Annotated in this window: 25 protein-coding genes; 5 read left to right on the top strand and 20 right to left on the bottom strand. The window is 67.3% G+C overall.

Translation table 11 applies throughout. The features are described from left to right. A complete protein-coding gene (locus tag H8S61_RS01745; protein ID WP_186937737.1) occupies positions 1-552 on the top strand; it encodes a phosphatase PAP2 family protein in 552 nt (183 codons plus the stop codon). 67 nt (positions 553-619) lie between these two features. Continuing rightward, positions 620-1240: a hypothetical protein gene (locus tag H8S61_RS01740; protein WP_186937736.1), complete on the top strand. Its 621-nt coding sequence runs from the start codon at positions 620-622 to the stop codon at positions 1238-1240. Here the strand turns inward: H8S61_RS01740 and ku are convergent. After that, positions 1237-2064 (bottom strand): non-homologous end joining protein Ku, encoded by an 828-nt coding sequence (gene ku, locus H8S61_RS01735; RefSeq protein WP_186937735.1) that lies wholly within the window; start codon positions 2062-2064, stop codon positions 1237-1239. The genes H8S61_RS01740 and ku overlap by 4 nt on opposite strands. Positions 2065-2217: 153 nt before the next feature. On the opposite strand from ku, the gene H8S61_RS01730 reads away from it, so the two are divergent. Then, a complete protein-coding gene (locus H8S61_RS01730) occupies positions 2218-4305 on the top strand; it encodes a phage adsorption protein NrfB (RefSeq protein ID WP_186937734.1) in 2088 nt (695 codons plus the stop codon). Here H8S61_RS01730 and wecB read toward each other — a convergent pair. The 6 genes from wecB to H8S61_RS01700 all read right to left on the bottom strand — a co-directional run bounded on the left by wecB (position 4302) and on the right by H8S61_RS01700 (position 9039). Continuing rightward, a complete protein-coding gene (gene wecB / locus H8S61_RS01725) occupies positions 4302-5423 on the bottom strand; it encodes a non-hydrolyzing UDP-N-acetylglucosamine 2-epimerase (RefSeq protein WP_186937733.1) in 1122 nt (373 codons plus the stop codon). The two genes, H8S61_RS01730 and wecB, sit on opposite strands and share 4 nt — an antisense overlap. Positions 5424-5848: 425 nt before the next feature. After that, positions 5849-6415 carry a hypothetical protein gene (locus H8S61_RS01720; RefSeq protein WP_186937732.1) on the bottom strand — a complete coding sequence of 189 codons (567 nt, stop codon included), beginning with the start codon at positions 6413-6415 and terminating at the stop codon, positions 5849-5851. A gap of 137 nt (positions 6416-6552) precedes the next feature. After that, a complete protein-coding gene (locus tag H8S61_RS01715) occupies positions 6553-7449 on the bottom strand; it encodes a DUF5996 family protein (protein WP_186937731.1) in 897 nt (298 codons plus the stop codon). 97 nt (positions 7450-7546) lie between these two features. Beyond that, positions 7547-7921, bottom strand: coding sequence for a DUF1048 domain-containing protein (locus H8S61_RS01710; protein ID WP_186937730.1), 375 nt, complete (start codon positions 7919-7921; stop codon positions 7547-7549). Between the two features lies 1 nt (position 7922). Then, positions 7923-8243, bottom strand: coding sequence for a PadR family transcriptional regulator (locus H8S61_RS01705; protein WP_366457647.1), 321 nt, complete (start codon positions 8241-8243; stop codon positions 7923-7925). Positions 8244-8532: 289 nt separating this feature from the next. Next, positions 8533-9039: a hypothetical protein gene (locus H8S61_RS01700; RefSeq protein WP_186937729.1), complete on the bottom strand. Its 507-nt coding sequence runs from the start codon at positions 9037-9039 to the stop codon at positions 8533-8535. A gap of 43 nt (positions 9040-9082) precedes the next feature. Between H8S61_RS01700 and H8S61_RS01695 the strand changes: the two genes are divergently transcribed. Continuing rightward, positions 9083-9697, top strand: a complete 615-nt coding sequence (locus H8S61_RS01695) for an acetate uptake transporter (protein ID WP_186937728.1) — start codon at positions 9083-9085, stop codon at positions 9695-9697. Positions 9698-9853: 156 nt separating this feature from the next. On the opposite strand, the gene H8S61_RS01690 is transcribed toward H8S61_RS01695, so the two are convergent. The 6 genes from H8S61_RS01690 to H8S61_RS01665 form a co-directional block, all read right to left on the bottom strand. Next, positions 9854-10312, bottom strand: coding sequence for a hypothetical protein (locus H8S61_RS01690; RefSeq protein ID WP_235904739.1), 459 nt, complete (start codon positions 10310-10312; stop codon positions 9854-9856). Positions 10313-10472: 160 nt separating this feature from the next. After that, a complete protein-coding gene (locus H8S61_RS01685; protein WP_186937727.1) occupies positions 10473-10880 on the bottom strand; it encodes a MerR family transcriptional regulator in 408 nt (135 codons plus the stop codon). A gap of 60 nt (positions 10881-10940) precedes the next feature. Further along, on the bottom strand, positions 10941-11387 hold the full coding sequence (gene dut, locus H8S61_RS01680; RefSeq protein ID WP_186937726.1) for a dUTP diphosphatase: 447 nt from the start codon (positions 11385-11387) through the stop codon (positions 10941-10943). Position 11388: 1 nt separating this feature from the next. Next, positions 11389-11835, bottom strand: coding sequence for a transcriptional regulator NrdR (gene nrdR, locus H8S61_RS01675; protein ID WP_009307018.1), 447 nt, complete (start codon positions 11833-11835; stop codon positions 11389-11391). A 106-nt stretch (positions 11836-11941) separates the two neighbouring features. After that, positions 11942-13456 (bottom strand): ATP-binding cassette domain-containing protein, encoded by a 1515-nt coding sequence (locus H8S61_RS01670; RefSeq protein ID WP_186937725.1) that lies wholly within the window; start codon positions 13454-13456, stop codon positions 11942-11944. 400 nt (positions 13457-13856) lie between these two features. After that, a complete protein-coding gene (locus H8S61_RS01665) occupies positions 13857-14126 on the bottom strand; it encodes a hypothetical protein (RefSeq protein WP_244977711.1) in 270 nt (89 codons plus the stop codon). 142 nt (positions 14127-14268) lie between these two features. On the opposite strand from H8S61_RS01665, the gene lexA reads away from it, so the two are divergent. Beyond that, entirely contained in the window at positions 14269-14907 is a 639-nt protein-coding gene (lexA, locus tag H8S61_RS01660; RefSeq protein ID WP_160941565.1) for a transcriptional repressor LexA, read from the top strand. A gap of 57 nt (positions 14908-14964) precedes the next feature. Here lexA and H8S61_RS01655 read toward each other — a convergent pair whose 3' ends face one another. From H8S61_RS01655 to rny, 7 genes are all read right to left on the bottom strand, one after another. Then, the gene (locus H8S61_RS01655; RefSeq protein WP_186937724.1) at positions 14965-15516 is read right to left on the bottom strand and encodes a signal peptidase II; all 552 of its coding nucleotides are present in this window, start codon (positions 15514-15516) and stop codon (positions 14965-14967) included. After that, entirely contained in the window at positions 15503-16819 is a 1317-nt protein-coding gene (hflX, locus tag H8S61_RS01650; RefSeq protein ID WP_186937723.1) for a GTPase HflX, read from the bottom strand. The genes H8S61_RS01655 and hflX overlap by 14 nt, the downstream gene beginning before the upstream one ends. A 198-nt stretch (positions 16820-17017) precedes the next feature. After that, positions 17018-17998 (bottom strand): tRNA (adenosine(37)-N6)-dimethylallyltransferase MiaA, encoded by a 981-nt coding sequence (gene miaA, locus H8S61_RS01645; RefSeq protein ID WP_186937722.1) that lies wholly within the window; start codon positions 17996-17998, stop codon positions 17018-17020. Next, entirely contained in the window at positions 17979-19358 is a 1380-nt protein-coding gene (gene miaB / locus H8S61_RS01640; protein WP_186937721.1) for a tRNA (N6-isopentenyl adenosine(37)-C2)-methylthiotransferase MiaB, read from the bottom strand. The genes miaA and miaB overlap by 20 nt, the downstream gene beginning before the upstream one ends. 10 nt (positions 19359-19368) lie before the next feature. Beyond that, the gene (locus tag H8S61_RS01635) at positions 19369-19719 is read right to left on the bottom strand and encodes a stage V sporulation protein S (RefSeq protein ID WP_160941569.1); all 351 of its coding nucleotides are present in this window, start codon (positions 19717-19719) and stop codon (positions 19369-19371) included. 156 nt (positions 19720-19875) lie between these two features. Continuing rightward, complete coding sequence (locus tag H8S61_RS01630; protein WP_154331910.1) at positions 19876-20961, bottom strand: ATP-binding protein; 1086 nt, start codon at positions 20959-20961, stop codon at positions 19876-19878. Between the two features lie 12 nt (positions 20962-20973). Beyond that, positions 20974-22506 carry a ribonuclease Y gene (gene rny / locus H8S61_RS01625; RefSeq protein WP_160941570.1) on the bottom strand — a complete coding sequence of 511 codons (1533 nt, stop codon included), beginning with the start codon at positions 22504-22506 and terminating at the stop codon, positions 20974-20976. Positions 22507-22512 lie beyond the last annotated feature (6 nt).

The raw sequence follows: 22512 nt of genomic DNA, 5'->3' as shown, positions 1-22512 counted from the left end.
GTGGACATCGCCATCCTCGACGCCATCCAGGAGCACCTGCGCACGCCGTTGCTCGACCAGGTCATGCTGCTGGCCACGCACCTGGGCGACCTCGCCCTCGTGTGGCTGATCGCGGCCGCCGTGCTCATCGCGCAGCCGCGGCACCGCCGCTACGGCATCGCCGTGCTCGCGGCCGTCGTCGTCACGGCCGCCCTCGGCATGTTCGTGCTGAAGCCCCTGTTCGGCCGCGCGCGGCCGTTCGTCGCCTACGAGTTCGCAGGGCTGCTCATCCCGCCGCCGTCGGGCGACTCGTTCCCCTCGAACCACTCGATGGTGTCGTTCGCCGCCGCGGCGGCGCTGTGCTGCCTGCCCGGCAAGGGCAGGGCGGTGCTGGCGCTCAAGGTGTCGGCCGTCGCCGTGGCGTGCCTCATCGCGCTCTCGCGCATCTACCTGTACGTGCACTACCCCTCCGACATCCTCGTGGGAGCCGTCATCGGCATCGCGGTGGGCGTGGCCTCGGTCCAGGTCGTGAAGAAGGCGTGGCCCGAGCCGCCGCCGTCCGGTTCGGAGTAGCCCTCGCCGCGGCTCCGCATGCTATACTGGCGCCATGCGGAGCCGATCCTTCGAGGAGGCGGTTGACATGGGCGGAGCATATGCTGTGGAATGGATTGCCGTGGCGATCGTCGCGCTCGTCCTGGTCGGCGGGAGCGCGCTCTCCCGCTGGGTGGAAAGATGGGGCGTGCGCGCCGGCGGTCCCTACGGCCGCCTCGTCGGGGTGCGCGTGGTGGCGGGCAAGCCCGCGCCGCGGCGCGGCATGCTGCTCTTGCGCTGCCTTCTCGTGTCCGAAGCGATCGCCGGCGCCCTCGTGGCTGCCGAAGTGGTGATGGCGTCCGCTCCCGCTCCCACCCCCGCCGTATCCGGCATCGCCCTCGTCGGCATGCTCGCGGCCATGGTCGCCGCGCTTCCCGCCGTGGGGCTGCGCCAGGGGATCCTCTACGGGTTCGCCGGCTACGTGCTGTTCGGCGCCGTGGCGCTGCTTCCCGTGGCCGCCTTCGACTACGCCTACGGTCTGGACGGCCCGCCGCTGTTCGCCCTCGTGAACCTCCTGCCCGTCGCCGCGACGGCCCTCGGGCTGGCGCTCTCGCCGCGTCGGCTGCGCTTCGAGCGCACGTTCGAGGACGGCCACGTCGACCGCATCTGGGTGTCCGCCCGCTCGCGCTCGTTCGAGCCGCTGAGCGAGCTGGCGCAAGCGGGCGCCTAGGCCGACGCCCGCTTGCGCGCGGGCTTCTTCGCCGGCGGCTCCTTCGGCTCCTCGCCCGCGCCCGCGCCCTCGCGGGCCTTGAGGCTGGCCGACAGGGCGTCCATGAGGTTGATGATGTTCGCGGGCTGCGCCTCGTGGCTCTCGGCCACGACCTCCTTGCCCGCGATCTTGTCCTGGATGAGCTGCATGAGCTTCTCCTGGTACGTGTTGCGGAAGCGGCCCGGGTCGAACGGCGCGGTCATGCTCTCCACCAGCTGCTTCGCCATGGCCAGCTCCTCGTCGGCAACGTCGGGGTGGGCGAGCGTCTTCGGGATGTCCTTGACCTCGCTTTGGTAGTGCAGCGTCATCATGACGAGGTCGTCGTCGTGGGGGATGAGCGCGATGGGCGTCTCGGAGTTCCCCAGCACCGTCGTGCCGATGGCGATCTTCCCCTCGTCCACCATGGCGCGGCGCAGCAGCTCGAGCGCCTTCTCGCCGCCGGGCTGGGCCACCACCTGGTAGGGCTTCTCGAAGTAGAGGGGCGGCACCTCGTCGATGTCGGAGAACTGCACGATCTTCATCGCGCGGTCGGCGTCGGTCTTGATGGCGTCGAGCTCGGCATCGTCCACCACCACGTACTTGCCCTTCTCGTACTGGTAGCCTTTCACGATGTCGGCAGGTTCAAGTTCTCGTTTACAGTCGGGGCACGTCTTCACGTAGCGCACCCGCTTCATGCTATCTTTTGCAAGTTGGTTGAACCGCACGGCGTCGTCCTGCGTCGCCGTGAACAGCTCCACCGGAATATACACGAGACCGAACGCGATTGCGCCTTTCCTACCGGCCATGACCTGCTCCTTCCTCGAGGATACCTCACGGCATCGTAGCGCGCGCCCGCCTGCGGGCGGATGCGCGGGCGACGATCGGGGACGAACTGCAACGGCGGCGTTTTCGGGCGGGCAATCCAGCGGGAAACGCAGGGAACGAAGAGAGGAGCGGGCATGGATGCGCAGGTCGTCTACTGGATCGGCTTCTTCGTGGCGCTCGCGTTCATCGTGTTCGGCGCCGACGACCTGCTGTGGGACGTCTTCGCGCTGTTTCGCGGCATCGGCAAGAAGCGCGTGAAACTGTCGCTCATCAACGAGAAGCCGCCGAAGATGCTGGCCGTCGTCATCGCCGCCTGGCACGAGGACGCCGTGATCGGGGAGGTGGTGGACAACCTCGTGGCCTCCGCGCAGTACCCGCGCTCGCTCTACCGGGTGTTCCTGGGCGTGTACCCCAACGACGCCGCCACGGTGGCCGTGGCCCGCGCGCTCGAGGCGCGCCACGGCGGCACCGTCGTGGCGGTGGTGGGCGACGAGCCGGGCCCCACGTCGAAGGCCGACAACATCAACGCCACGCTGCGCGCCATCCGCGCCTACGAGCGCGAGCACGACGTGCGCTTCGCGAGCGTCACCATCCACGACGCCGAGGACGTGGTGCACCCCAACGAGTTCAAGATGACGAACTACCTGATCGACGAGTACGACGCCCTGCAGTTCCCCGTGTTCCCCCTGCAGCGCATGCCCCGGCTGCGGCAGTTCTTCAAGACGCTCACCTCGTCCACGTACGCCGACGAGTTCGCCGAGCACCACTTCCGCACCATGGTCATGCGCGACGAGCTGGGCTTCGTGCCGTCGGCCGGCACGGGCTTCGCCATCGGGCGCCGCGTCATCGACGAGTTCGACGGCAAGGACCTGCTGCCGCGCAACAGCCTGACCGAGGACTACAAGCTGTCGCTCACCCTGCGCATGCGGGGCTTCCGCGTCCACTACGTGCTGGAGAAGGTGCCGCGCGTCGACGCGCGAGGGCGCACCGTGTGGGACTACATCGCCACGCGCTCGCTGTTCCCGTCCACGTTTAAGGCGGCCGTGCGCCAGAAGGCGCGCTGGGTGTACGGCATCACCATGCAGAGCGCGAACATGGGCGACGTGTTCGGCAAAAGCGCGCTCACGTTCGCCGAGCGCACCTTCCTGTACAAGGACCTCAAGGCCAAGTTCGCGAACTTCGTGCTGCTGCCCGGCTACGCCGTGCTCGCGTACTTCCTCGTGCAGACGCTCGCGCCCGGCCTCGGGCTGCCCGTCATGTACCCGCTGTTCAGCTTCTCGTGGTGGATGTGCGTGTTCCTGCTGTTCATGATGGTGGAGCGCCAGGTGCTGCGCGGGCGCGCGCTCGTGAACGTGTACGGGTGGAAGACGATGGCGTTCTCCATCCTGCTCCCGCCGCTGTTCCCGCTCAGGCTCCTGTGGGGCAACCTCATCAACCTGTGCGCGACGTTTCGCGCGTGGCGCCAGAAGATCGCCTACGTCCTGCTGCGCGGGCGCGAGGCCAAGGCGGCCGCCGCGCCCGTCGTCGAGCACCGGGGCGACGCGGAGGAGGCGGGCGAGGAGGACGCGCAGGGCGGCCCCGCGTGGAACAAGACCGATCACGAGTTCCTTCCCGCCTCGGTGCTCGAACGCTACCGGCGGCTCCTCGGCGACGCGCTGCTCGAGCAGGGCTTCGTCGAGCCGGGGCATCTCGAGGACGCCGTGGGCTCCGCGCGCGACCGCGGCGTGCGGCTGGGCGAGGAGCTGCTCGCGCAGGGGCTCGTGGAGGAACGGCACCTCACGCAGGCGTACGCGCTGCAGCAGCAGTCGATGTTCGTCCACGCCTCGCCCTTCCTCGTGCTGCCCGCGCTCATGGAAAGGCTCCCGCTCGGCGCGGCCGAGCGGTTCGCGGCGCTGCCCCTCGTGGACGCCGGCAAGGGGTGGATCGTCGCAGTGGACGACGACCTGCCGGTCGGCGAGCGCGCCGAGCTGGCGCTCGTGCTGGGAGGCCCCGTGTTCTTCCTGTACTCCAGCACGGCCGACCTGGTCGAAGGGTTCGACGGCGCGCTGCGCGGCGAAGGGTCGCCGCACGCGCCGCAGCCGGGCGAGGCGTCGGCGCTCCTGGACGCGACCCAGGTGGAGCTGCCCCAGGCGGGCATGGCGCTGGCCTACGCGCTGCATCTGGACCGGTCGGTGGACGACGTCGCCCGCGAGATGGGCCTGGCGGTCTCGCGCTTCGCCTAGCCGAGCGCTTCGGCGAGGGCTGCGCGGATGCGTGCGGCGGCGCGCCCGTCGCCGTAGGGATCGGGCGCGGCCGCCATGCGCGCGTGGAGCGCCGGATCGTCCAGCAATGCCTCGCACGAGCCGCGCACGCCGGCGTAGGTCGTGCCCGCCAGGGCGGCGCAGCCCGCCTCGAGCGCCTCGGGGCGCTCGGTGTCGTCGCGCAGTACGAGCACGGGCACGTCGAGGGCCGGCGCCTCCTCCTGCACGCCGCCCGAGTCCGTCAGCATGAACGAGCAGCGCGCCATGAAGTTGCCGAAGTCGGCGTAGTCGAGCGGGTCGACGAGGCGGATGCGGGGATGCCCGCCCAGCACGCGCGACGCGACGGCCTGCACGGCGGGATTGCGGTGCACGGGGTACACCGCCTCCACGTCGGGATGCGCGTCCACCGTGTCGCGCACGGCCGCGAACATGCGCTCCATCGGCGCTCCGAGGTTCTCGCGGCGATGGCAGGTGAGGCCGATGACGCGCCTGCCCTCGAAGTCCACGGCAGCCAGCTCCTCGTTCGCGAACCGGTACGCCGGATCCACCGTGTCGAGCAGCGCGTCGATCACCGTGTTGCCGGTGACCCAGACGTCAGCCGGGTCGACGCCTTCCACCAGGAGGTTCGCGCGGTTTCCCGCGGTGGGCGCGTAATGCCAGGTGGCGAGCTGCGAGATTAGGCGACGGTTCATCTCCTCGGGAAAAGGGGAGTAGCGGTTCCCCGAGCGCAGGCCCGCCTCCACGTGGCCCACGGGGATCTGCCGGTAGAACGACGCGAGCGCCAGCGCGAAGGCGGTGGTCGTGTCGCCGTGCACGAGCACCGCGTCGGGCGCCGAGCGTTCCAACACGGGGGTCGCCGCGGTCAGGATGCGCGCCGTGAGCCCGTCGAGGGTCTGGCGGTCGCGCATGAGGTCCAGGTCGTGGTCGATGCGCAGGCCGAACACGTCTGCTGCCTGGTCGAGCATCTCGCGATGCTGGGCCGTCGCGAGCACGTCCGTCTCGAACGCCCCGTCCGCTTCCAGCGCCCGCAGCACCGGCGCCATCTTCACCGCCTCCGGCCGCGTGCCGAACGCGACGAGCACCTTCTTCTTCCGCTCCATGCGAGCCTCCTTTTCCGGGCATCGTAGCGCGTCGGGCGCAGCGCATGCGGACCGCGCGGCCCGACGCTTCCGGCCCGTTGGGAAACAGTAGGCGAAGCATGACCGAAAAAGCGCCGCGCGCGGCGTGTCAAGCAAATATTGAAGGGAGGAAGGGTCCCTCACGGACCCGGACACGACGAAGGGCCGACGGAAGCCGGCCCTTCTCATGAACATCCCGTTATGCGAGGCGTCTGACGAGCGAAACGCACCCGAGCACGCCGATGAAGCATAGCAGGGAGACCACATACCCCATGTTTCCTCCTTGCAACGAGTCTGCGGTATCGTCCTGTGATGCGTACGATACCAGTTCCCCCGGTTGAGCGTCGTGCAACGCCGGATCGGTTACCGATCGGTATCCCGTTCGTAACCGATCCGGCCGTCCGCCGTCACCCGGCGAACAGGGCGGTGGACAACGCCTGCTCCGCGCCGGGCGCGGGGCTCCACACGTTGTCGGTGCGCGTGAACGGCAGCTTCACCGGGTTCGACTCGGTCGGCTCCACCCCGGCCAGCACCTCGAGCACCACCTGGCCGATCTTCGCGTTGAGCTCGTCGCCGTCGAGCGCGGCCGTCTCCTCGTCCTCGGCGAGGGCCGTCGTGGCCTCCGTGAGCGCCTGCGTGAACGCGTCGAACTTCTTGCAGGTGAGCACGACCGTGGCCGTGGCGTCGTCGCCCTCGACCGTCACCTCGTCGATGCGGTAGTCGAAACCGTCGAGATAGGCGGCGATGAACGTCTGCGCGTCGATGCCGTACGCGGCCAGCTGGTCGGCGCCGCTGTCGGCAGCCAGCTCGTCGAGCAGCGCCGCATCGTGCGTTTTCAGGCGCTCCAGCTCGTCGGCGACCCCCTGGCGCACCACCTCTTCCGCGCTCGGGCCGCAGCCGACGAGCGACAGCGCGCCGAAGCTCAGCACGGCCGCGGCGAGGCAGGCCGCCATGATCGTCTTGATGGATCTCATCGTTTCCCCTTCCTGGTTTGCATCGTACCAGCATACTGCCTCGGACGCCTATCGTCCATCCTCAACCGCCCGCTTAGAGTAACTCTAAGCGGGCGGCAGGTGCGCGACTCGTGCGCGGAAGGGGCGGTGGGGAAGGGCTAGGCGTTCAGCAGCGGTTCGGTGAACCAGTCGCGACGCTCCCAGCCTTGGCGCCGCATGATGCTGTCGAACGCGGAGGAGCAGAAGCGCCGGACTGCGGCCTCGGGGTCGTCGTAGCGCAGCGCGTCCTCGAGCCGCAGGAAGTACTCCGCGTTCTGGGCATCGTAGAAGGCCTCCCGCACGTCCGCGTCGTCCGACGAGCCTTCCTCGAGGAAGGGGTAGGCCAGCACGAAGAACGACGGGTCGTTCACCGCGTCGTCGCCCGGCCAGAACCCGCACTCCACGAACTGCTCGTCGAAGGCGACCCGCTCCACGAGGGAGGCGGTGCGCTCGAAGGGGCACGGCTTGCCCGAGAACAGCACCGTCGTCAGGTCGAACGTGCCCCAGAACAGCGACGGCGGGATCTTCTTGCCGCGGAAGGGCGCCGCGAACCCGCTCAGGGCGCCGCGCGCGAACAGGAACTGGCGGAAGGAGCGCTGGGCCGCCTTCTCGTCGAATTCGTGCGCGCTGTCCTGCCGGTCGAACGGCACGTCGGTGTACATCTCCTGCGGAATGGGGTTGATGGCCACGGGATGGCCGACGTTCTCGAGCATCGCCGTGAAACGACCGTACAGCTCGCTCACCGAAGCGCGTCCCCTGATGGGGAAGCGCGCGCGATCGCCCGCCGTGGTCTCGGCCCTCATTTCCGCATCCGCGATGCTCAGCCTGATCTCGAACCCGTCGGCGCCCGCCGGTATGAGCCCGGTCGTGAACCCGTCCGCGTCCGCGTCGAGCACCACCTGCTTCCACTCGGGCTGCGGGTCCATCGACTCCAGCTTCACTTTGCCCATCATCTGCAACAACATGTGCTCGGTGTTGCAAGTATCGCGCCAATCTTGATACGTCAGTATGCTCATATAATCACCTCGCGACCATCCTAACGGCGCGGGGGTCCCCGACGCAGCGCGGGCCCCGACCGTCAGGGGCTCGTTGGCAAACGGATAACCGAGCGTGTCAGTTTTCCGAATCGCGCCGCTTCGATCCCAGCTTCTTCCTGATGTCCTCGTTGAGGTCGGTGCGCCATTTCGAGGTGTACGTGGTCGCGTTCGCCAGCAGCTCGTCGCTGAACGCCGCGACGTCCTCGCCGGTGATGTCGAGCACGCCCTTGCCCGCGTACGCGCCCTCCTCGAACAGCTCGAGGAGGTCCGCCTGCAGCGCTACCATGTCCAGGCCGCCGCCGGCTGCGAACTTCCACATGTACTGCTGGATCTTGTTGTAAGCGTAGCGGTAGTCCTCGGGCAGCGCGTTCACGCGCGCCACCATCGCCCGGTACTCGCGCTTGTCCTTGACGATCTGCGCGGGGTTGATATAGTGCGACAGGTTTCCCATGTCAGAGCTCCTTCAATTCGTTGATCTTCGACGCGACGAACTCCCACTTGGTCCAGAAGCGCGCCAGCTCGTCGCGCCCGGCATCGTTCAGCGTGTAGAACTTGCGCGGCGGCCCCATCGTGGACGGCTTCTTCTCGCTGTCCACCAGCCCGTTCTTCTCGAGCCGCACGAGGATGGTGTACACGGTGCCCTCCACCACGTCGGAGAAGCCCAGCTCGTTCAGCCGGCGCGTGATCTCGTAGCCGTACGTCTCCTGCCGGCCGACGATCTCCAGCACGCACCCTTCCAGCACGCCCTTCAGCATCTCCGTCAAGTGCTCCACGCCGCCCACCGCCTTGCTAGTAAGTATCACCAACTACCAGTACATAGTACTGCGCAGTAGTGTTGGAGTCAAGCATTAGAGTTACTCTAAGATCGATGCGCGCGCAGGGAGCGGCGGCGCATCGATCGCCGAGGGGAGGGCTTCCCTGCCTCCTCGACGAGAAGTCTCGACAGATCGTCGATGAACAAGCGAAGCTGGCTCGCCGGCAAGGGCCCCCAATGCTCGCCAGCGAGCCAGACCAGATGCACCGCCAGCACGAGGGCGACCGACAGCGTTGCCGCGGCTCCGGCTATGATGCCAACGGATTCAAGCGGCACATCGTACTCGATTCTTCTTTGACGAGACGTACCTGCTCGACATTCGCAAGTCCCACGTCTTTAACCACGTCTTTGAATTCTTTCCTCATACGTTCGATGAGTTCGGCTTTTACCTGCATGGTCCACACGGGAATCCTTCGATCCCGAAGCACCATGATCCTGTTCGCACCTGCATGCAAAACAAGAAAAACGGCGATGCAAACACCGTACACGGCACGGGAAACAGGACGAGATTGAACGATACGATGATGCCGAAACCCACCAGCACGGCATCGAAAACCACGAACATCGCGAACACGGCCTTCTCTTCGATCACTAACGCGCTCCTGATCCTCGTCGAAGCAAGCCGAGCTGCATATGATTATTATCGCACTCATCGTCGAAGCGCAGCGAGGGCGATCACCGACAATACCGATACGTTCGGTGGTCGAGGAACCATCGGCGCGCTTTGTTGCTTGCGAGCCGGTATCATTGCTCAAAATTTACTGTTTTAATAGGAATTAATCGAAAGGAGCTGCAAGCATGGGGGAGATGAAGATGGAACAACGAAGCTCGTGGGCCGACCCGAGTGCTTTAGGGCTGTTCGGACTCGCAATCGTCACGCTTGTCGCCTGCTCCCAGAAGCTCGGCTTTACCGACGGGACGGCAGCCCTTATGGGATGGGCCATCCTGCTCGGAGGGTGCGCCCAGCTCGTCGCCGGCCTGATCGATCTGAGGAAGAACAACGCGTTCGGCGGCACGGCATTCATCGCTTACGGGCTGTTCTGGCTTGCTATGGCGTTCGGATGGGCGACGACGAACGGCATGTTCGGCTCCTATGCCGCCGAGACGTTCGATCCGCATCAGACTGGGGTCGCCTTCGTCGCATACCTGCTCTTGACCGCGTTTATGACCGTAGGGGCGCTGCGTACCACCAAGGTGCTGTTCTTCATCTTCCTCGCCATCGATTTCCTGTTCGCCGGCTTGGCCCTGAGTGCTTTTGGGGTAGCCCACGAGACGACGCATACGCTTGCTGCGATCAGCGAGCTGGTCATCTCGCTCCTCAGCTTCTACGGGGCAGGCGCCAATATCTTGAACAATCACTTCGACGAACAGTTCCTACCGCTCGGCAAGCCCTTCTGGTCAAGCAAATCCTGAATTCCTACTTAGGTTTACATAAGACATATTATCAATAAATAGGAGATTTGGGAGGGAGCTGGGGGCGTTTGGGCTGATCGTGGGATATGCGGTACAAGAAAACGCCGCGGGATCGGTGCGTATCCTGCGGCGTTGTATGCGGTTTGGCGGCGGTTGCTATCCCCAGGTGGACGTTCCGGCGGCACCGGAGCCGACATCCGTCATGGCACCCGTGTAGTCGCCGCTTTCCATCATCTCGAGCACGACGGGCATCATCAGGTAGAACGAGATCGCGTTGAGCGCGAACGCCACGCCGCAGACGGCCATGCCGACGATCGCCGAACGCTTGAGGCGCTGCGCGAGCACCGAGACGTCCGTGTGCTTCGCGATGAGCTTCTTGAGCTTGCGAAACGCGACGATGGCGCAGACGAGCCCGACGCCGCTGAGCAAAACGCCGCCGATGAACAGCGACACGGGCCCGGCGATGCTGGCCACCATGACCATCGTCTGGGACTTCTTCAGCTCGCGTAGGTCGTTCATGTTCGAAGACGGCACCGGAGCGCCGTTGAGCTCCGTTTGACGCTCGGGATCGTGCCCGGGAGGCGGCTCAGGCGGCCTATGTTCGCTATCAGTCATGCATCTTCCTTGTTTCTCGAAATTTCATGGCCTCTGACCTGGGGTTTTATAAACGAGGCTCTGAGAGCCGTTCTAAGGCCCTATCTTGCCTTCGGACGAGTCCTAGGTCATGGAAATCGCGCTTTTTCAACCGGATCTGGCGAGTACTATACCATGAAGGTCATCGAGGACCCCGATCCGTCGACAATTCCACACCTGCGGCGCTCAGTCGCTTCAAACTTTCGTCGAGTTCCGCGCGCTGGTACTCGAGCACCGTCTCCTGGGCCCGTACGATGGCCAGCCGCTCGTCGCGCGTCGACGTGCCGCGCCGCTGCAGCTTCACGTAGTATTGGATGCCTTCGATGGACAAGCCGCTTTTCCGCAGCGCGTCGACGAAGTACAGCTGTGCCACGTCGGATTGCGAGAACGTGCGCACGCCGCGCGCATCGCGTGCCAGCTCGGGAAAGAACCCGCACTTGTCGTAGTAGCGGATGGTGAACGCGGAAATGCCCGTCATGTCGGCGACCTCGCTGATGCCGAAGCACGGCAACGTGCTCCGGGCGCTTTCACCGTGCTCGCTCGCATCCATCGGCGTCCCCTTTCGTCCTTGCTTAGAGTTACTCTAAGTGAGCGGAAACGGCGCGACGACCTACAGGCTCACGCCGCTGCTGCCGAAGCCGCCCGCGCCGCGCTCCGTCTCCGGCAGCTCCGCGCATACGTCGAACGAGGCGTCGGGCACGCGCATGATGACGAGCTGCGCGATGCGGTCGCCCCGCTTGATCTCGAACGAGTTCTGCGGATCGAGGTTGACCAGGATGGCCTGGATCTCGCCGCGGTAGTTGCTGTCGATCAGACCGGGTGCGTTGACCAGCGACACGCCGTGCTTGATGGCCAGCCCGCTGCGCGGCAGCACGAAGCCGGCGTAGCCGCGCGGGATGGCCACGGCGATGCCGCACGGGACGAGCTTGCGCTCGAAGGGCTTCAACGTGTCGTCGCAGGTGGCGCGCAAATCCACGCCGGCGTCGCCCTCGTAGGCGTACGCGGGAACGGGCAGCTCGGCATCGAGCTGCTGCAAAGGTACCGATACGTGCTCCATGTTAGCGCAATCCCTCCAATGCGGCGGCGAACTCCTCGACGTTGCGGAAGTCCTTGTACACGCTCGCGAAGCGCACGTAGGCGACGTCGTCGAGCTTGGCGAGGCGCACGAGCACCATGTCGCCCAGATCCTTCGATCCGATCTCGTTGCGCGAGGCGTTGCGCAGCTCGGCCTCGATGCTGTCGATGAGCGAGGCGATCTGCTCGGGCCCGATGGGTCGCTTCGCGGCGGCGTTGAGCAGGCCGCGCATGAGCTTTTGGCGATCGTAGGCCTCCGACGAGCCGTCGGCTTTGATGACGATGAGCGGATTGTCGCCCAGGCGCTCGTACGTGGTGAAACGACGCCCGCATTCGAGGCATTCGCGGCGCCGGCGAATGGCCGTGCCGTCTTCGGAAGGCCTCGAGTCGACCACTTTCGACTCTGGATTGCCACAGGAAGGACAACGCATACTTGCTCCTTTGCCGATTTTGGTTCAGCCTAACATACAATATATAGTGGTTCAATCGGCATACCGGATTCGCGCAAAAAACCTGCACGAACCGTGCGCGCCGCCCCTACCGAACTGCGCGCACATACGTATCCCCCAGCCCAACCTCCCCTTTCGCCCGTTCGACCTCGAATACCCAGCGCTCGTTCACGAGCGCGTCGAGGAACTGCTCGTCATGCGACACGAGCACAAGCGCGCAGGCGCATTCGCCGAGCACGTCCTGCAGGGCCTCGATCGAGCGGATATCCAGATGGTTCGTCGGCTCGTCCATGACGATGAGATGCGGCGACGAGAGCAGGCTGCGCGCGATCAGGAGCTTGCGCACCTCTCCCGGGCTCAGATCCTCCCCGTCGAGCACGCGCGACGGCGGCGATTCGAGCCGCGCCACGATGGAAAGCACGCGCCCGCGCTCAACCGGCGAGAGCCCGTGCAGCTCGTCGAGCAGCGCGCGCACCTCGCCGTCGTCCGCCTCCTGCGGAAGGTACGCGACGCCCTCCGACAGCGTAACCCGGCGCAGGAGGGCTCTGAGCAGGGTGGACTTCCCTGCTCCGTTCCTGCCCACGAGCCCGATGCGGTCCTCGTTTCCCAGGTACAGCTCGGGATGGTGCAGCGCGCGTCCCGCGCCGAGCGGCATGCTGCCGGCGGGAAGGCGGGCGAGCACCTTGCGGGCGGCGGGCGCGGCATCCGTTTCCAGGGAGCCTCGGGCCTCCTTTTTGGCATCGAGGCCTTCGATGCGCTTCTCGACGGCCTCGATGCGCTTGTCCATCTGCGACGAGAGCTTGCCCGCCTTGCCGTCCTGCCCGGAATAGACGGCGAGCTTGATCTTCGCCCGCCCGTCGCGATCGTGCCGGGCGAGGTGCCGCGCCGAACGGCGGGCCGACGCGCGGGCGGCGACCCCGTCGCGCCGCGCGCTCTCGTTCCTGATGCGGGCAAGCTCCTCGCGGGCTTGGCGGCGCTCCGTGCGCACGGTCTCCTGGCGCAGGTCGAGCTCCCGGCGCGCCTGCGTGTAGGTGCCCGGGATGGCGACAGCCCGTCCCGCCTCGACGAACACGCACGATTGCACGAGACCGTCGAGCAGCGTGCGATCGTGCGACACGAGCAGCCCGACGCCCTTGAACGAGGCGAGCGCCTGCGCGACGAGGGCGCGCGTGGGCGCGTCGAGGTGGTTCGTCGGCTCGTCGAGGGCGAGCACCTGCGGCTCCGCGGCCAGCGCGCAGGCGATCTGGATGCGCTTGCGCTCGCCATGGGACAGCGAATCGTAGCGCCACAGCCATTCGTCCTCGATTTCCAACAGCGCGCGCAGTTTCACGACCGTCGAGCCGTAGTCGCAGGCGAACTCCTCGAGCGTCGCAGGGGGCAGCGCGGTGGACTGCTCGCATATCGTGCCGCGCGTCCGGGGCGACACCGACCCCCGATCGGGCGGGAGCGCGCCGCACACGCAGCGCGCGAGCGTGCTCTTGCCGGCGCCGTTCGGCCCGACGATGCCCGTCCAGCCGTTCGAGAACGTGAGCGAGACGTCGTCGAGCGCGGGCTCGTCGGCACCTTCGTAGGTATGGGAAAGATGATGGGCGGTAACGAACATGGCGACCTCCGTCTGAGAGGCGCACGGGCGGCTCGGTGCAGCGTTCAGCGATGCCGATGAAGGGAATGCCAAGCGGCTTGGGAAAGCGGATGAAGCGCGAGGCGGAGTCGAGAACGATGGCGAAAGCGCACCCGATGCGGCTGATGGATACCTGCAAGGGGTGAAAAGAGGGCTTTCGTTATCGCTTCATGTTCCTTGTCTCCTTCGCGAGGCGCGCGCTCGCCTGCGGATGCGGCGGCACGGCACGGTTGCTGCTCGGCCGAGTCTACCACGGCGGGCGGAATGCGTAAACCCCCGAATGGACGCGCCTCCGGGGTGGCGGAGGCGCTACGCAGCCACAGAAACGCAGCATCTGTGGGTTATGGAACGGCCGCTGCGGGCCGTGGGAGAACGACGGGCGCTACAGCCCCATGAACAAGCTGGCGAACGCGAGCGCCGCGAACACGCACCCGCCGACGACCGCCTGCCAACGCTGCACGCGGCCGAACGACACGCCTTGCGCCGTGCCCGCGCGCACGGCGGACGCGAACGACGCATCGCCGCGCCCCGCATGCGCGCCGCGCCCGGTTTGGGCCGCGCGCTCGGGAAACGCGATAATGCGCGCCTGCCGAGCAGGTGCCGAATCGAGCTTCGGTTGAAGGGCCGAGGTTCCCTCGACGGGGTATTTCATCTCAAAATTCTTCATTTTATGCCCTCCTGCTCTTGCGTAGAACCTTTGTTCGCGTATATAATAGGTCGAACAAAGGTTCATGTCAATAGAAATTTCATACATTTGTTCGGTAGAAGATAGAGCGGCGACGAAAGGACGATCCATGGCCGAGAAAGTGACGAAGCGCCAGCAAGCGGTGCTCGACTGCATCGAGGAGTGCATTCGGGAGAAAGGGTACGGCCCGACCGTGCGCGAGGTATGCCAGAGCCTCGGCCTCTCCTCCCCCTCCACCGTGCACGTGCACTTGAAGGCGCTCGAGGAAAAGGGCCTCATCAAGCGCGACCCGCTCAAGTCGCGCTCCATCGCGCTCACCTATCCGCTCGAGGACGCTGCGCTGGCCACCAACGTCGTCGCGCCCAGCTTCAGCAACATCGTGAGCGTGCCCCTCGTGGGCAACGTGGCGGCCGGCTCGCCCATCCTCGCCGAGGAGAACATCACCGACACCCTGTCGCTTCCCACCGAGATCGTGGGCGACGCCCCGTCGTTCTTGCTGTCGGTGCGCGGCGAGAGCATGATCGAAGCGGGCATCAACGACGGCGACTACGTCGTGGTCAAGGAGCAGCCCGTCGCGAACAACGGCGACATCGTCGTGGCCATCATCGACGACGGCGCCACGGTGAAGCGCTTCTTCAAGGAAAGCGACCACATCCGCCTGCAGCCGGAGAACTCCACGATGGACCCCATCATCACCACCGATTGCGCCATCGCCGGCAAGGTGGTCGCGGTCTTCCGCCGCCTGTAACGTCGCACGCCGAACGAACGAAACGCCCCGCCGCTCGATGGAAGCGACGGGGCGTTTCTATTTGGCGTCGCGCCTCAACCGGGATGCCAGGTACGAGCCGTACGCCCGGAGGTCGAACGCGTCGCCGTGCGCAAGCGCCAGCGCGACGAAGACGGCGAGCGAGACGCTGAGGTAGCAGTCCTTCACGTCGAACACGAACGCTCCGGGAACCTGCAGGAAATCGAGGCTGCCGCCCCAGAACACGCGGTCGACGAGTCCGCAGACGCAGCCGGCCAGGCCCACGGCGAACACGAAGGCCGCCGCCTTGCCCGGCTTCTCCACCGACGCGCGGTAGAACGCGTACGCGCTGAGCGCCAGCGCGATGGCCAGCACGTTGAGGGCGATGGCCACCGCCGGCACGCTGAGCACCTCGATGAAGTTGCCGCCCCAGGTCATCTTCTCGTTGACCGTCGGATAGTACTGCAGGACGTCGCCGACGAGGGGGAAGCTGTACCCCATCCCCCACCGCGCGATGACGAGCTTGACGCCCTGGTCGACCGCCACGAGGAGCGCGATCGACCCGATGAGCGCCAGCCGCCCTCCCGAGGGGGACGGCCTACTCGCCGCCATGCACGAACGGCCTGAACAGCCCGGCGTACGAAGGGCCCGCAAGCATGACGATGCGCGTGCCCGCCTCCTCGTGCGTCTCCGAGAGGATGTGGCAGCGCTCGTGCGCGATGGAGACGAGGTCTCCCCGGCTGTAGGGGATCAGCACGTCGAGGTGCTCGTCCTGCGCCGAGGCGACGCGGGCGATGTGGTCGACGAGCGCGCCCACGCCCTCCCCCGTCGCCGCCGACGCGAACTGCGCCTGCGGATGGCGCGCCTTGAGGGCCGCGAAATGCTCCTCGTCGAGCAGGTCGCACTTGTTGAACACGAGCACGCGCAGCAGATCCTGCGCCTGGATCTGGCCGAGCACGTCCTCCACGGCGGCGATCTGCGCCTCGTACTCGTCCGACGACGCGTCCACCACGTGCAGCACGAGGTCGGCGCCCGTGATCTCGTCGAGCGTCGACTTGAACGCCTCGATGAGCGTCGTCGGCAGCTTCTGGATGAATCCGACCGTGTCGGTGATGGTGATCTCACGGCCCTCGGGCAGCTCGAACTTGCGCGTGGTCGAGTCGAGCGTGGCGAACAGCTTGTCGTACGCCAGCACGTCCGCATTCGTCAGCCGGTTGAGCAGGCTCGACTTACCGGCGTTCGTGTAGCCGGCCAGCGCCACCTTGAACATGCCGCTCTCGTAGCGGCTCTCGCGCTGGACGGCGCGCACCTCGGCCAGGTGCTTGAGCTCGCGCTTGATGGACGTGATGCGCTTGCGCACCATGCGGCGGTCGACCTCGAGTTGGCTCTCGCCTTCGCCGAAGCGCGACCCCACGCCGCCGCCCATGCGGTTGGAGGCCAGGTGGGCCCACATGCCGCGCAGGCGCGGCAGCAGGTACTCGTTCTGGGCGAGCCGCACCTGCAGCCGCCCCTCCTTGCTGGTGGCGTGCAGGGCGAAGATGTCGAGGATGAGCGCCGTGCGGTCGATGACCTTCACGTCGCGGCCCATCGCCTTCTCGAGGTTCGCCTGCTGCGAGGGCGTCAGCTCGTCGTCGAACACCACGAGATCGGCCGCGTGGGCGCGCGCGAGCTCGGCCACCTCGTCGGCCTTGCCCGTGCCCACGAACGTGCGCGGGTTGGGAGCGTCGAGCTTCTGCGTGGTGGAGGCCACCACGTCGGCGCCCGCCGTGTCCACGAGGCGCTCGAGCTCGGCGAGCGACGACGCCAAGGGCCAGGTGGAGCCGGGGCGGTCCACGCCGACGAGCACGGCGCGCTCGCGGCGTTCTTCGGCGACGGGGGTCATGCCCCGCGTGATAACAGATTCGTATTCCGTCATGGATGCAACCTTTCGATGCGAAGACGAGCACGCCGGCATCGGCGTCGGCGCGCGGAGACAGTCGGAAGCGGCGGCGGCCGCTAGAGGAACGCGTGTGCTGTCTGCATGATAGGTGCTCCGATCTTGAACGGTTCGACGGCAGAACCCTGCCTGTGGCTCCGTATCATACCACATGCGCCCTTCCGTCTGGAGAAACCGTCAGGCAACGCCGCCGTCCAGCAGCCCGAGCGCCTCGTCGACGAGCGACGGCAGCTCGCGCCCGGTCGCGTCGAGCCATCGGATGCGCGCGTCCTTGCGAAACCACGTGCGCTGGCGCTTCGCGTAGCGCCGCGTGGCCAGCTTGATCCGCTCGACGGCCTCGTCGAGGGAGACGAGCCCGTCGAGCGCGTCGACGATCTCCTTGTACCCGATGGCCTGGGGCGCTGTGACCCCTTCGCGGAACCCGCTTCTCAGCAGCCCCTCCACCTCGGCCACGAGGCCCGCCTCCACCATGGCGTCCACCCGCGCGTCGATGCGCGCGCGCAGCGCGTCGGGATCCACGGCAAGGCCGAGGAAGACGGCCGGCACGAGCTGCGGGAGCTGCGCGAGCCGGGCGCGCTGCTCGGCGTAGGTCGTGCCCTCCTCGAGCAGCTCGAAGGCGCGCACGACGCGCTTGACGTCGGCTGCCGGGATAAGATCCGCGCTCGCCGCATCGCGCGCGGCCAGCAGCTTCCACAGCGCCTCGGCGCCCTGCTCGCGCGCCACGGCCTGGTAGCGGTCGCGCACGGGGTTGCCCACCTGCTCGCCTGCGGGGAAGTCGTACGCGTCGACGGCCGCGCGCACGTAGAAGCCCGTGCCGCCCGCCAGCACGATGCGCTTGCCGCGGGCGTCGAGGGCGCGGAAGCAGCCGCGCGCGTACTCCTGGTACAGCGCCGCGGAGAAGGGCTCGCCGGGGTCGACGAGGTCGAACCCGTGATGCGGGACGAGGCGCTCGGACGCGGGCAGCTTGCCCGTGCCGATGTCCATGCCGCGGTAGATCTGCATGGAGTCGGCGCTGACCACTTCCCCGCCCAGCTCGAAGGCGAGCGCCTGCGCGAGATCGGTCTTGCCGGACGCGGTGGGCCCGACGACGCAGGCCGCCGGGGCGCTCAACGGGAACGGCGCACCCGCTGCGGCCGGATCAGCGTTCCGGGGCCGCATCGCGCCCGTCCACGACCTCGCCCGCGAGGTACCACGTCTTCGCCTCGTCCACCCGCACGCGCACGATGCTGCCCGCGAGATCCTCCGCACGCACGTCCGCGGGCGCCGGGGCGTGCACGGTCTGGTTCTTCGGGCTCTTGCCCGCCAGCAGGCCCCCGTCGCGCTTCGAAGCGCCCTCCACCAGCACGTCGATCGTGCTTCCCAGGTCGCGCTGGTTCGCCTCGAACGCGCGCTCCTGCACGAGGTCCACGAGGCGGTCGAAGCGCTGCTGGATCACCTCGCGCGGCGTGTCGTCGTCCATGGACGCGGCCGGCGTGCCCTCGCGCTTCGAGTAGATGAACGTGAACACCTGATGGTAGCCCACCTCGTCCACGAGGCGGTACGTGTCCTCGAAGTCCTTGGCCGTCTCGCCGGGGAACCCGACGATGATGTCGGTGGACAGCGCGATGTCGCCCACCGCGTCGCGCAGCTTCGCGATGAGGCCGCGGTAGTGGTCGCGCGTGTAGCGGCGGTTCATCGCGGCGAGCACGGCGTCCGAGCCCGACTGCACCGGCAGGTGCAGCGCCGGCATGAGCGAGCGCAGGGTGGCGAACTTGCCGATGACCTCGTCGTTGAGGTCCTTCGGGTGGCTCGTGGCGAACCGCAGCCGCTCGATGCCCGTCTGGTCGAGCGCGTCGAGCACCGCGGCGAAGCGGGGCGAGCCGTACAGGTCGCGCCCGTAGGAGTTCACGTTCTGGCCGAGCAGGGTGATCTCCTTCACCCCGGCGGCCACGTAGCGCTCGGCCTCGGCCACGATGTCCTCGAGGGGCCGCGACTTCTCGCGCCCGCGCACGTACGGCACGATGCAATACGAGCAGAAGTTGTTGCAGCCGATGGTGATGGGCAGCCACGCCGCCCATTCGTGCTCGCGGGCCGTGGGCAGCTCCGTGGGGAACGACGACGCGGCGTCGAGCACCTCCACCTGGTGGCCGCCTTCGGCGAGCGCCGCCTCCAAGAGGCGCGGCAGCGACCCGAGGTTGTGGGTGCCGAACACCACGTCGAGGTGCTTCAGCTCGTCGACGAGCTTCTCGCCGTCGCGCTGGCCGATGCAGCCGCCCACGGCGACGACGCGCTTCGACAGCGGCGTGCCCGCGCGCAGCGGGATGTTCTTGAGCGAGGCCACCTGGCCGTACAGCCGCGTGTCGGCGGCTTCGCGCACGCAGCAGGTCATGAACGCCACGATGTCGGCGTCCTCGATGGTCTCGACCGGCAGCGCGCCCAGGCCCTCGAGCATGCCGGCGATGCGCTCGGAGTCGTGCTTGTTCATCTGGCATCCGAACGTGCGGATGCAGAACGTCAAGTTCGTGAATGGAGTATGCATGCGATTCGTTTCAGCGGGTCTCGGGGGCGGAACGATGGGGATCGTCGCCCAGGGGCTGCGCGACGCCGCGCGTGTAGCGCGGGTCCACCGTGAAGCGGATGGCGGTGCGGTACTCGCCGTCGATGACGATGTCGGCGAACGACGGCACGCAGGCGATCTCGATGCCGATGGGCGACAGGAAGCCGCGGGAGATGGCGATGGCCTTCACCGCCTGGTTGACCGCGCCGGCGCCGACCGCCTGGATCTCGACGCTCACGCCGTCCTTCACCATGCCGGCGATCGCGCCGGCCACGGAGGCGGGCGACGACTTCGATGATACCTTTAAGCAGCCAACGTCTGGCTTGTGTTCGGAAGTGGACATGCCTATCCTTTGTCGTTGGGTAGTCCGTATGGTATGGCTTGTATGCTGCGATAGGATTCCGTTGTGCGATAGATAGGTTATTCTTATGCTCTTGCTATTCTACTCATTAACGCTATGGCACGCAACCTGCGGCTATGCTGTTGTCAAGCGGGTTCGTCATCGTAGCTTCTCGATGGGGATGTGGATGCGCACGCCGTCCTTGCCCACGCGCACATCCGGCTTCACCGCGGGTTCCAGATAGTAGTCGCGCGCGAGGTCGGAGAAGGCGCGCGCGATGCGCTGCGAGAAAGCGTCCAGGTCGTCGGGCGCGATCTTGAGGCCGCGGGCATCCCCCGCCGGCGCCTTCGCCGGACGCGCGACCGGGCGCGGCTCGGCGTCCCCCTCGATGCGCACGCGGTTGACCAGCGCATCCACCGGCGCGATCTCCCCGTCCAGGATGCGGCGCGCCGAGCGCTCGGAAATGAGCAGCCCGAGCGCTTCGGCCTCGTCGGCGAAGCCGGCGGGGTCGACGGCCACGGACAGGCGCTTGGCCACCGGCAGCTCGGAGGCGTCGGTGCAGAACGCGCGCATGGCGGAGGTGAGCGAGGACAGCCCGAAGGCGTAGAGCGTCGCCGCGATGTCGGTGAGCGAGCCGAGGTACACGGTGCAGTCGTGGCGGCATTCGATGGCGAACTCGCAGGCGGTGCGCAGGATGTTCTTCGGGCCGCGCACGGCGATGCTGCCCGATTCGGTGCGCTCGAACACGGGGAAGCTCGACTGGTCGGTCTTCTCGCCGAGGCGGTCGAGGTCGGTCTCCACGACGAGCGCGGCGCCCTTGCCCGCATCCGAGGCCGCGACGCACGCCGTCTCGGCGTTGACCGCGATGGAGTACAGCGCCATGCCGCGACCGTGGACGCCCCACTTGTCCATGTGCATGCTGTCGAGCTTCGAGGTGACGCGCGGCTCGAAGATGCGCTCGTGCATGGGCGCGGGCACGCCGTCGCCGTCGTCGATCATGACGAGCCGGCGGCGCTGGCCCTCGCGGGACACGGCGAGGAAGATGCTCTTCGCGTGCGCGTCGCGCGCGTTGCGCAGCATCTCGATGACGATGTCCTCGGTGGAGCGGATGTCGTGCGCCGCCTGCCGGCGCTCGGCCTCGGCGCTCCTCAAACGGACGAAGCCATCCCCGAGGTCGGCCTCGACCCGGAGATGGCTATCGCCGCATACGTTCTCTATGAAGGCTTCGAGCGCTTCGTCGGCCATGCCGCGCGCGTCCTACTTCGCGACGCCGACCGCGCGGCTCTCGCGGATGACCACGACCTTCACCTGGCCGGGGTACTGCATCTCGTTCTCGATGCGCTGCGCGATGTCGTGCGCGAGCACCGTGGTGGCGGCCTCGTCCACCGTGTCGGGCTCCACCATCACGCGCACCTCGCGGCCCGCCTGGATGGCGTACGTGCGCTCCACGCCCTTGTACGAGCTGGCGATCTCCTCCAACTTCTCGAGGCGCTTCACGTAGGCGTCGAGCGTCTCCTTGCGGGCGCCGGGGCGCGCCGCGGACACGGCGTCGGCCGCCTGGACGAGCACGGCCAGCACGCTGGACGGCTCCACGTCGTTGTGGTGCGCCTCGATGGCGTGGACGATCTCGGCGCGCTCGCCGAAACGGCGGGCCAGATCGGCGCCGATGACGGCGTGGCTACCCTCCACCTCGTGGTCGACCGCCTTGCCGAGGTCGTGCAGCAGGCCGGCGCGCTTGGCCGGGATGGGGTCGAGCCCCAGCTCGGAGGCCATGACGCCGGAGAGGTAGGCCACCTCGAGCGAGTGGTTCAGCACGTTCTGGCCGTACGAGGTGCGGTAGCGCAGGCGTCCGAGCGTGCGCACGAGCTCGGGGTGCAGGTCGTGGATGCCGGTGTCGAACGTGGCCTGCTCGCCCGCTTCCTGGACGCGCTGGTTCACGAACGCCTCGGCCTTGCCGAACATCTCCTCGATGCGCGCCGGATGGATGCGGCCGTCGGCCACGAGGTTCTCCATCGTCACGCGGCCGATCTCGCGGCGAACCGGGTCGAAGCACGAGATGGTCACGCACTCCGGGGTGTCGTCGATGATGAGGTTCGTGCCGGTCAGCTGCTCGAACGAGCGGATGTTGCGGCCCTCGCGGCCGATGATGCGGCCCTTGAGGTCGTCGGAGGGGATGTGGATGGTGGACACGGTGGTCTCGGCCGAGTGGTCCGCCGCCACGCGCTGGATGGCCAGGCTGAGGATCGAGCGGGCCTTCTTGTCGGCTTCGGCCTTCGCGCGGGCTTCGGCGTCGCGGATGATGGCCGCGGACTCGTGCGTCACCTCGTCCTTGAGCGTGTCGAGCAGCTCCGCCTTCGCCTCGTCCGGCGTCATGCCGGCGGCGCGCTCGAGGCGGTAGTTCACTTCGCGCGTGGCTTCCTCGAGGTCGCGCTCGCGACGCTCGAGCTGGCCCTGCATGGACGAGATCTGGTGCTCGCGCGCGTCGAGCGACTCCACGCGGCGGTCGAGCGATTCCTCGCGCTGCGAGATGCGGTTCTCGGCGGAACGCACTTCGCGCAGGCGCTCCTTGCTCTCGGCTTGCGCATCCTGCTTCAGTTTGAGCGCTTCGTCCTTCGCTTCGATGATGGCCTCTCGGCGCAGCGTTTCGGCTTGTCGTTTCGCATCGTTCACCACGGACTCGGCCTCCTGCGCCGCACGCTTCGTGGACGCGTTGACCAGGTAGCGGGTGACGACGAAGCCGAGGGCGATGCCGATGACGGCTCCGATGATCAGCCAGATGAATTCGGGCATACGCTC

Source organism: Eggerthella hominis, from assembly GCF_014287365.1.
In the GTDB taxonomy this organism is placed as follows: Bacteria; Actinomycetota; Coriobacteriia; order Coriobacteriales; family Eggerthellaceae; genus Eggerthella; species Eggerthella guodeyinii.
This window is presented reverse-complemented; position numbering and strand designations above follow the sequence as displayed.

Excerpts from the sequence above, each read along its gene's own strand:
- H8S61_RS01740 (WP_186937736.1), top strand. The coding sequence starts at position 620 with ATGGGCGGAGCATATGCTGTGGAATGGATTGCCGTGGCGATCGTCGCG.
- ku (WP_186937735.1), bottom strand. The coding sequence starts at position 2,064 with ATGGCCGGTAGGAAAGGCGCAATCGCGTTCGGTCTCGTGTATATTCCG.
- H8S61_RS01730 (WP_186937734.1), top strand. The coding sequence starts at position 2,218 with ATGGATGCGCAGGTCGTCTACTGGATCGGCTTCTTCGTGGCGCTCGCG.
- wecB (WP_186937733.1), bottom strand. The coding sequence starts at position 5,423 with ATGGAGCGGAAGAAGAAGGTGCTCGTCGCGTTCGGCACGCGGCCGGAG.
- H8S61_RS01720 (WP_186937732.1), bottom strand. The coding sequence starts at position 6,415 with ATGAGATCCATCAAGACGATCATGGCGGCCTGCCTCGCCGCGGCCGTG.
- H8S61_RS01715 (WP_186937731.1), bottom strand. The coding sequence starts at position 7,449 with ATGAGCATACTGACGTATCAAGATTGGCGCGATACTTGCAACACCGAG.
- H8S61_RS01710 (WP_186937730.1), bottom strand. The coding sequence starts at position 7,921 with ATGGGAAACCTGTCGCACTATATCAACCCCGCGCAGATCGTCAAGGAC.
- H8S61_RS01695 (WP_186937728.1), top strand. The coding sequence starts at position 9,083 with ATGGGGGAGATGAAGATGGAACAACGAAGCTCGTGGGCCGACCCGAGT.
- H8S61_RS01690 (WP_235904739.1), bottom strand. The coding sequence starts at position 10,312 with ATGACTGATAGCGAACATAGGCCGCCTGAGCCGCCTCCCGGGCACGAT.
- H8S61_RS01685 (WP_186937727.1), bottom strand. The coding sequence starts at position 10,880 with ATGGATGCGAGCGAGCACGGTGAAAGCGCCCGGAGCACGTTGCCGTGC.
- dut (WP_186937726.1), bottom strand. The coding sequence starts at position 11,387 with ATGGAGCACGTATCGGTACCTTTGCAGCAGCTCGATGCCGAGCTGCCC.
- nrdR (WP_009307018.1), bottom strand. The coding sequence starts at position 11,835 with ATGCGTTGTCCTTCCTGTGGCAATCCAGAGTCGAAAGTGGTCGACTCG.
- H8S61_RS01670 (WP_186937725.1), bottom strand. The coding sequence starts at position 13,456 with ATGTTCGTTACCGCCCATCATCTTTCCCATACCTACGAAGGTGCCGAC.
- H8S61_RS01665 (WP_244977711.1), bottom strand. The coding sequence starts at position 14,126 with ATGAAATACCCCGTCGAGGGAACCTCGGCCCTTCAACCGAAGCTCGAT.
- lexA (WP_160941565.1), top strand. The coding sequence starts at position 14,269 with ATGGCCGAGAAAGTGACGAAGCGCCAGCAAGCGGTGCTCGACTGCATC.
- H8S61_RS01655 (WP_186937724.1), bottom strand. The coding sequence starts at position 15,516 with ATGGCGGCGAGTAGGCCGTCCCCCTCGGGAGGGCGGCTGGCGCTCATC.
- hflX (WP_186937723.1), bottom strand. The coding sequence starts at position 16,819 with ATGACGGAATACGAATCTGTTATCACGCGGGGCATGACCCCCGTCGCC.
- miaA (WP_186937722.1), bottom strand. The coding sequence starts at position 17,998 with ATGCGGCCCCGGAACGCTGATCCGGCCGCAGCGGGTGCGCCGTTCCCG.
- miaB (WP_186937721.1), bottom strand. The coding sequence starts at position 19,358 with ATGCATACTCCATTCACGAACTTGACGTTCTGCATCCGCACGTTCGGA.
- H8S61_RS01635 (WP_160941569.1), bottom strand. The coding sequence starts at position 19,719 with ATGTCCACTTCCGAACACAAGCCAGACGTTGGCTGCTTAAAGGTATCA.
- H8S61_RS01630 (WP_154331910.1), bottom strand. The coding sequence starts at position 20,961 with ATGGCCGACGAAGCGCTCGAAGCCTTCATAGAGAACGTATGCGGCGAT.
- rny (WP_160941570.1), bottom strand. The coding sequence starts at position 22,506 with ATGCCCGAATTCATCTGGCTGATCATCGGAGCCGTCATCGGCATCGCC.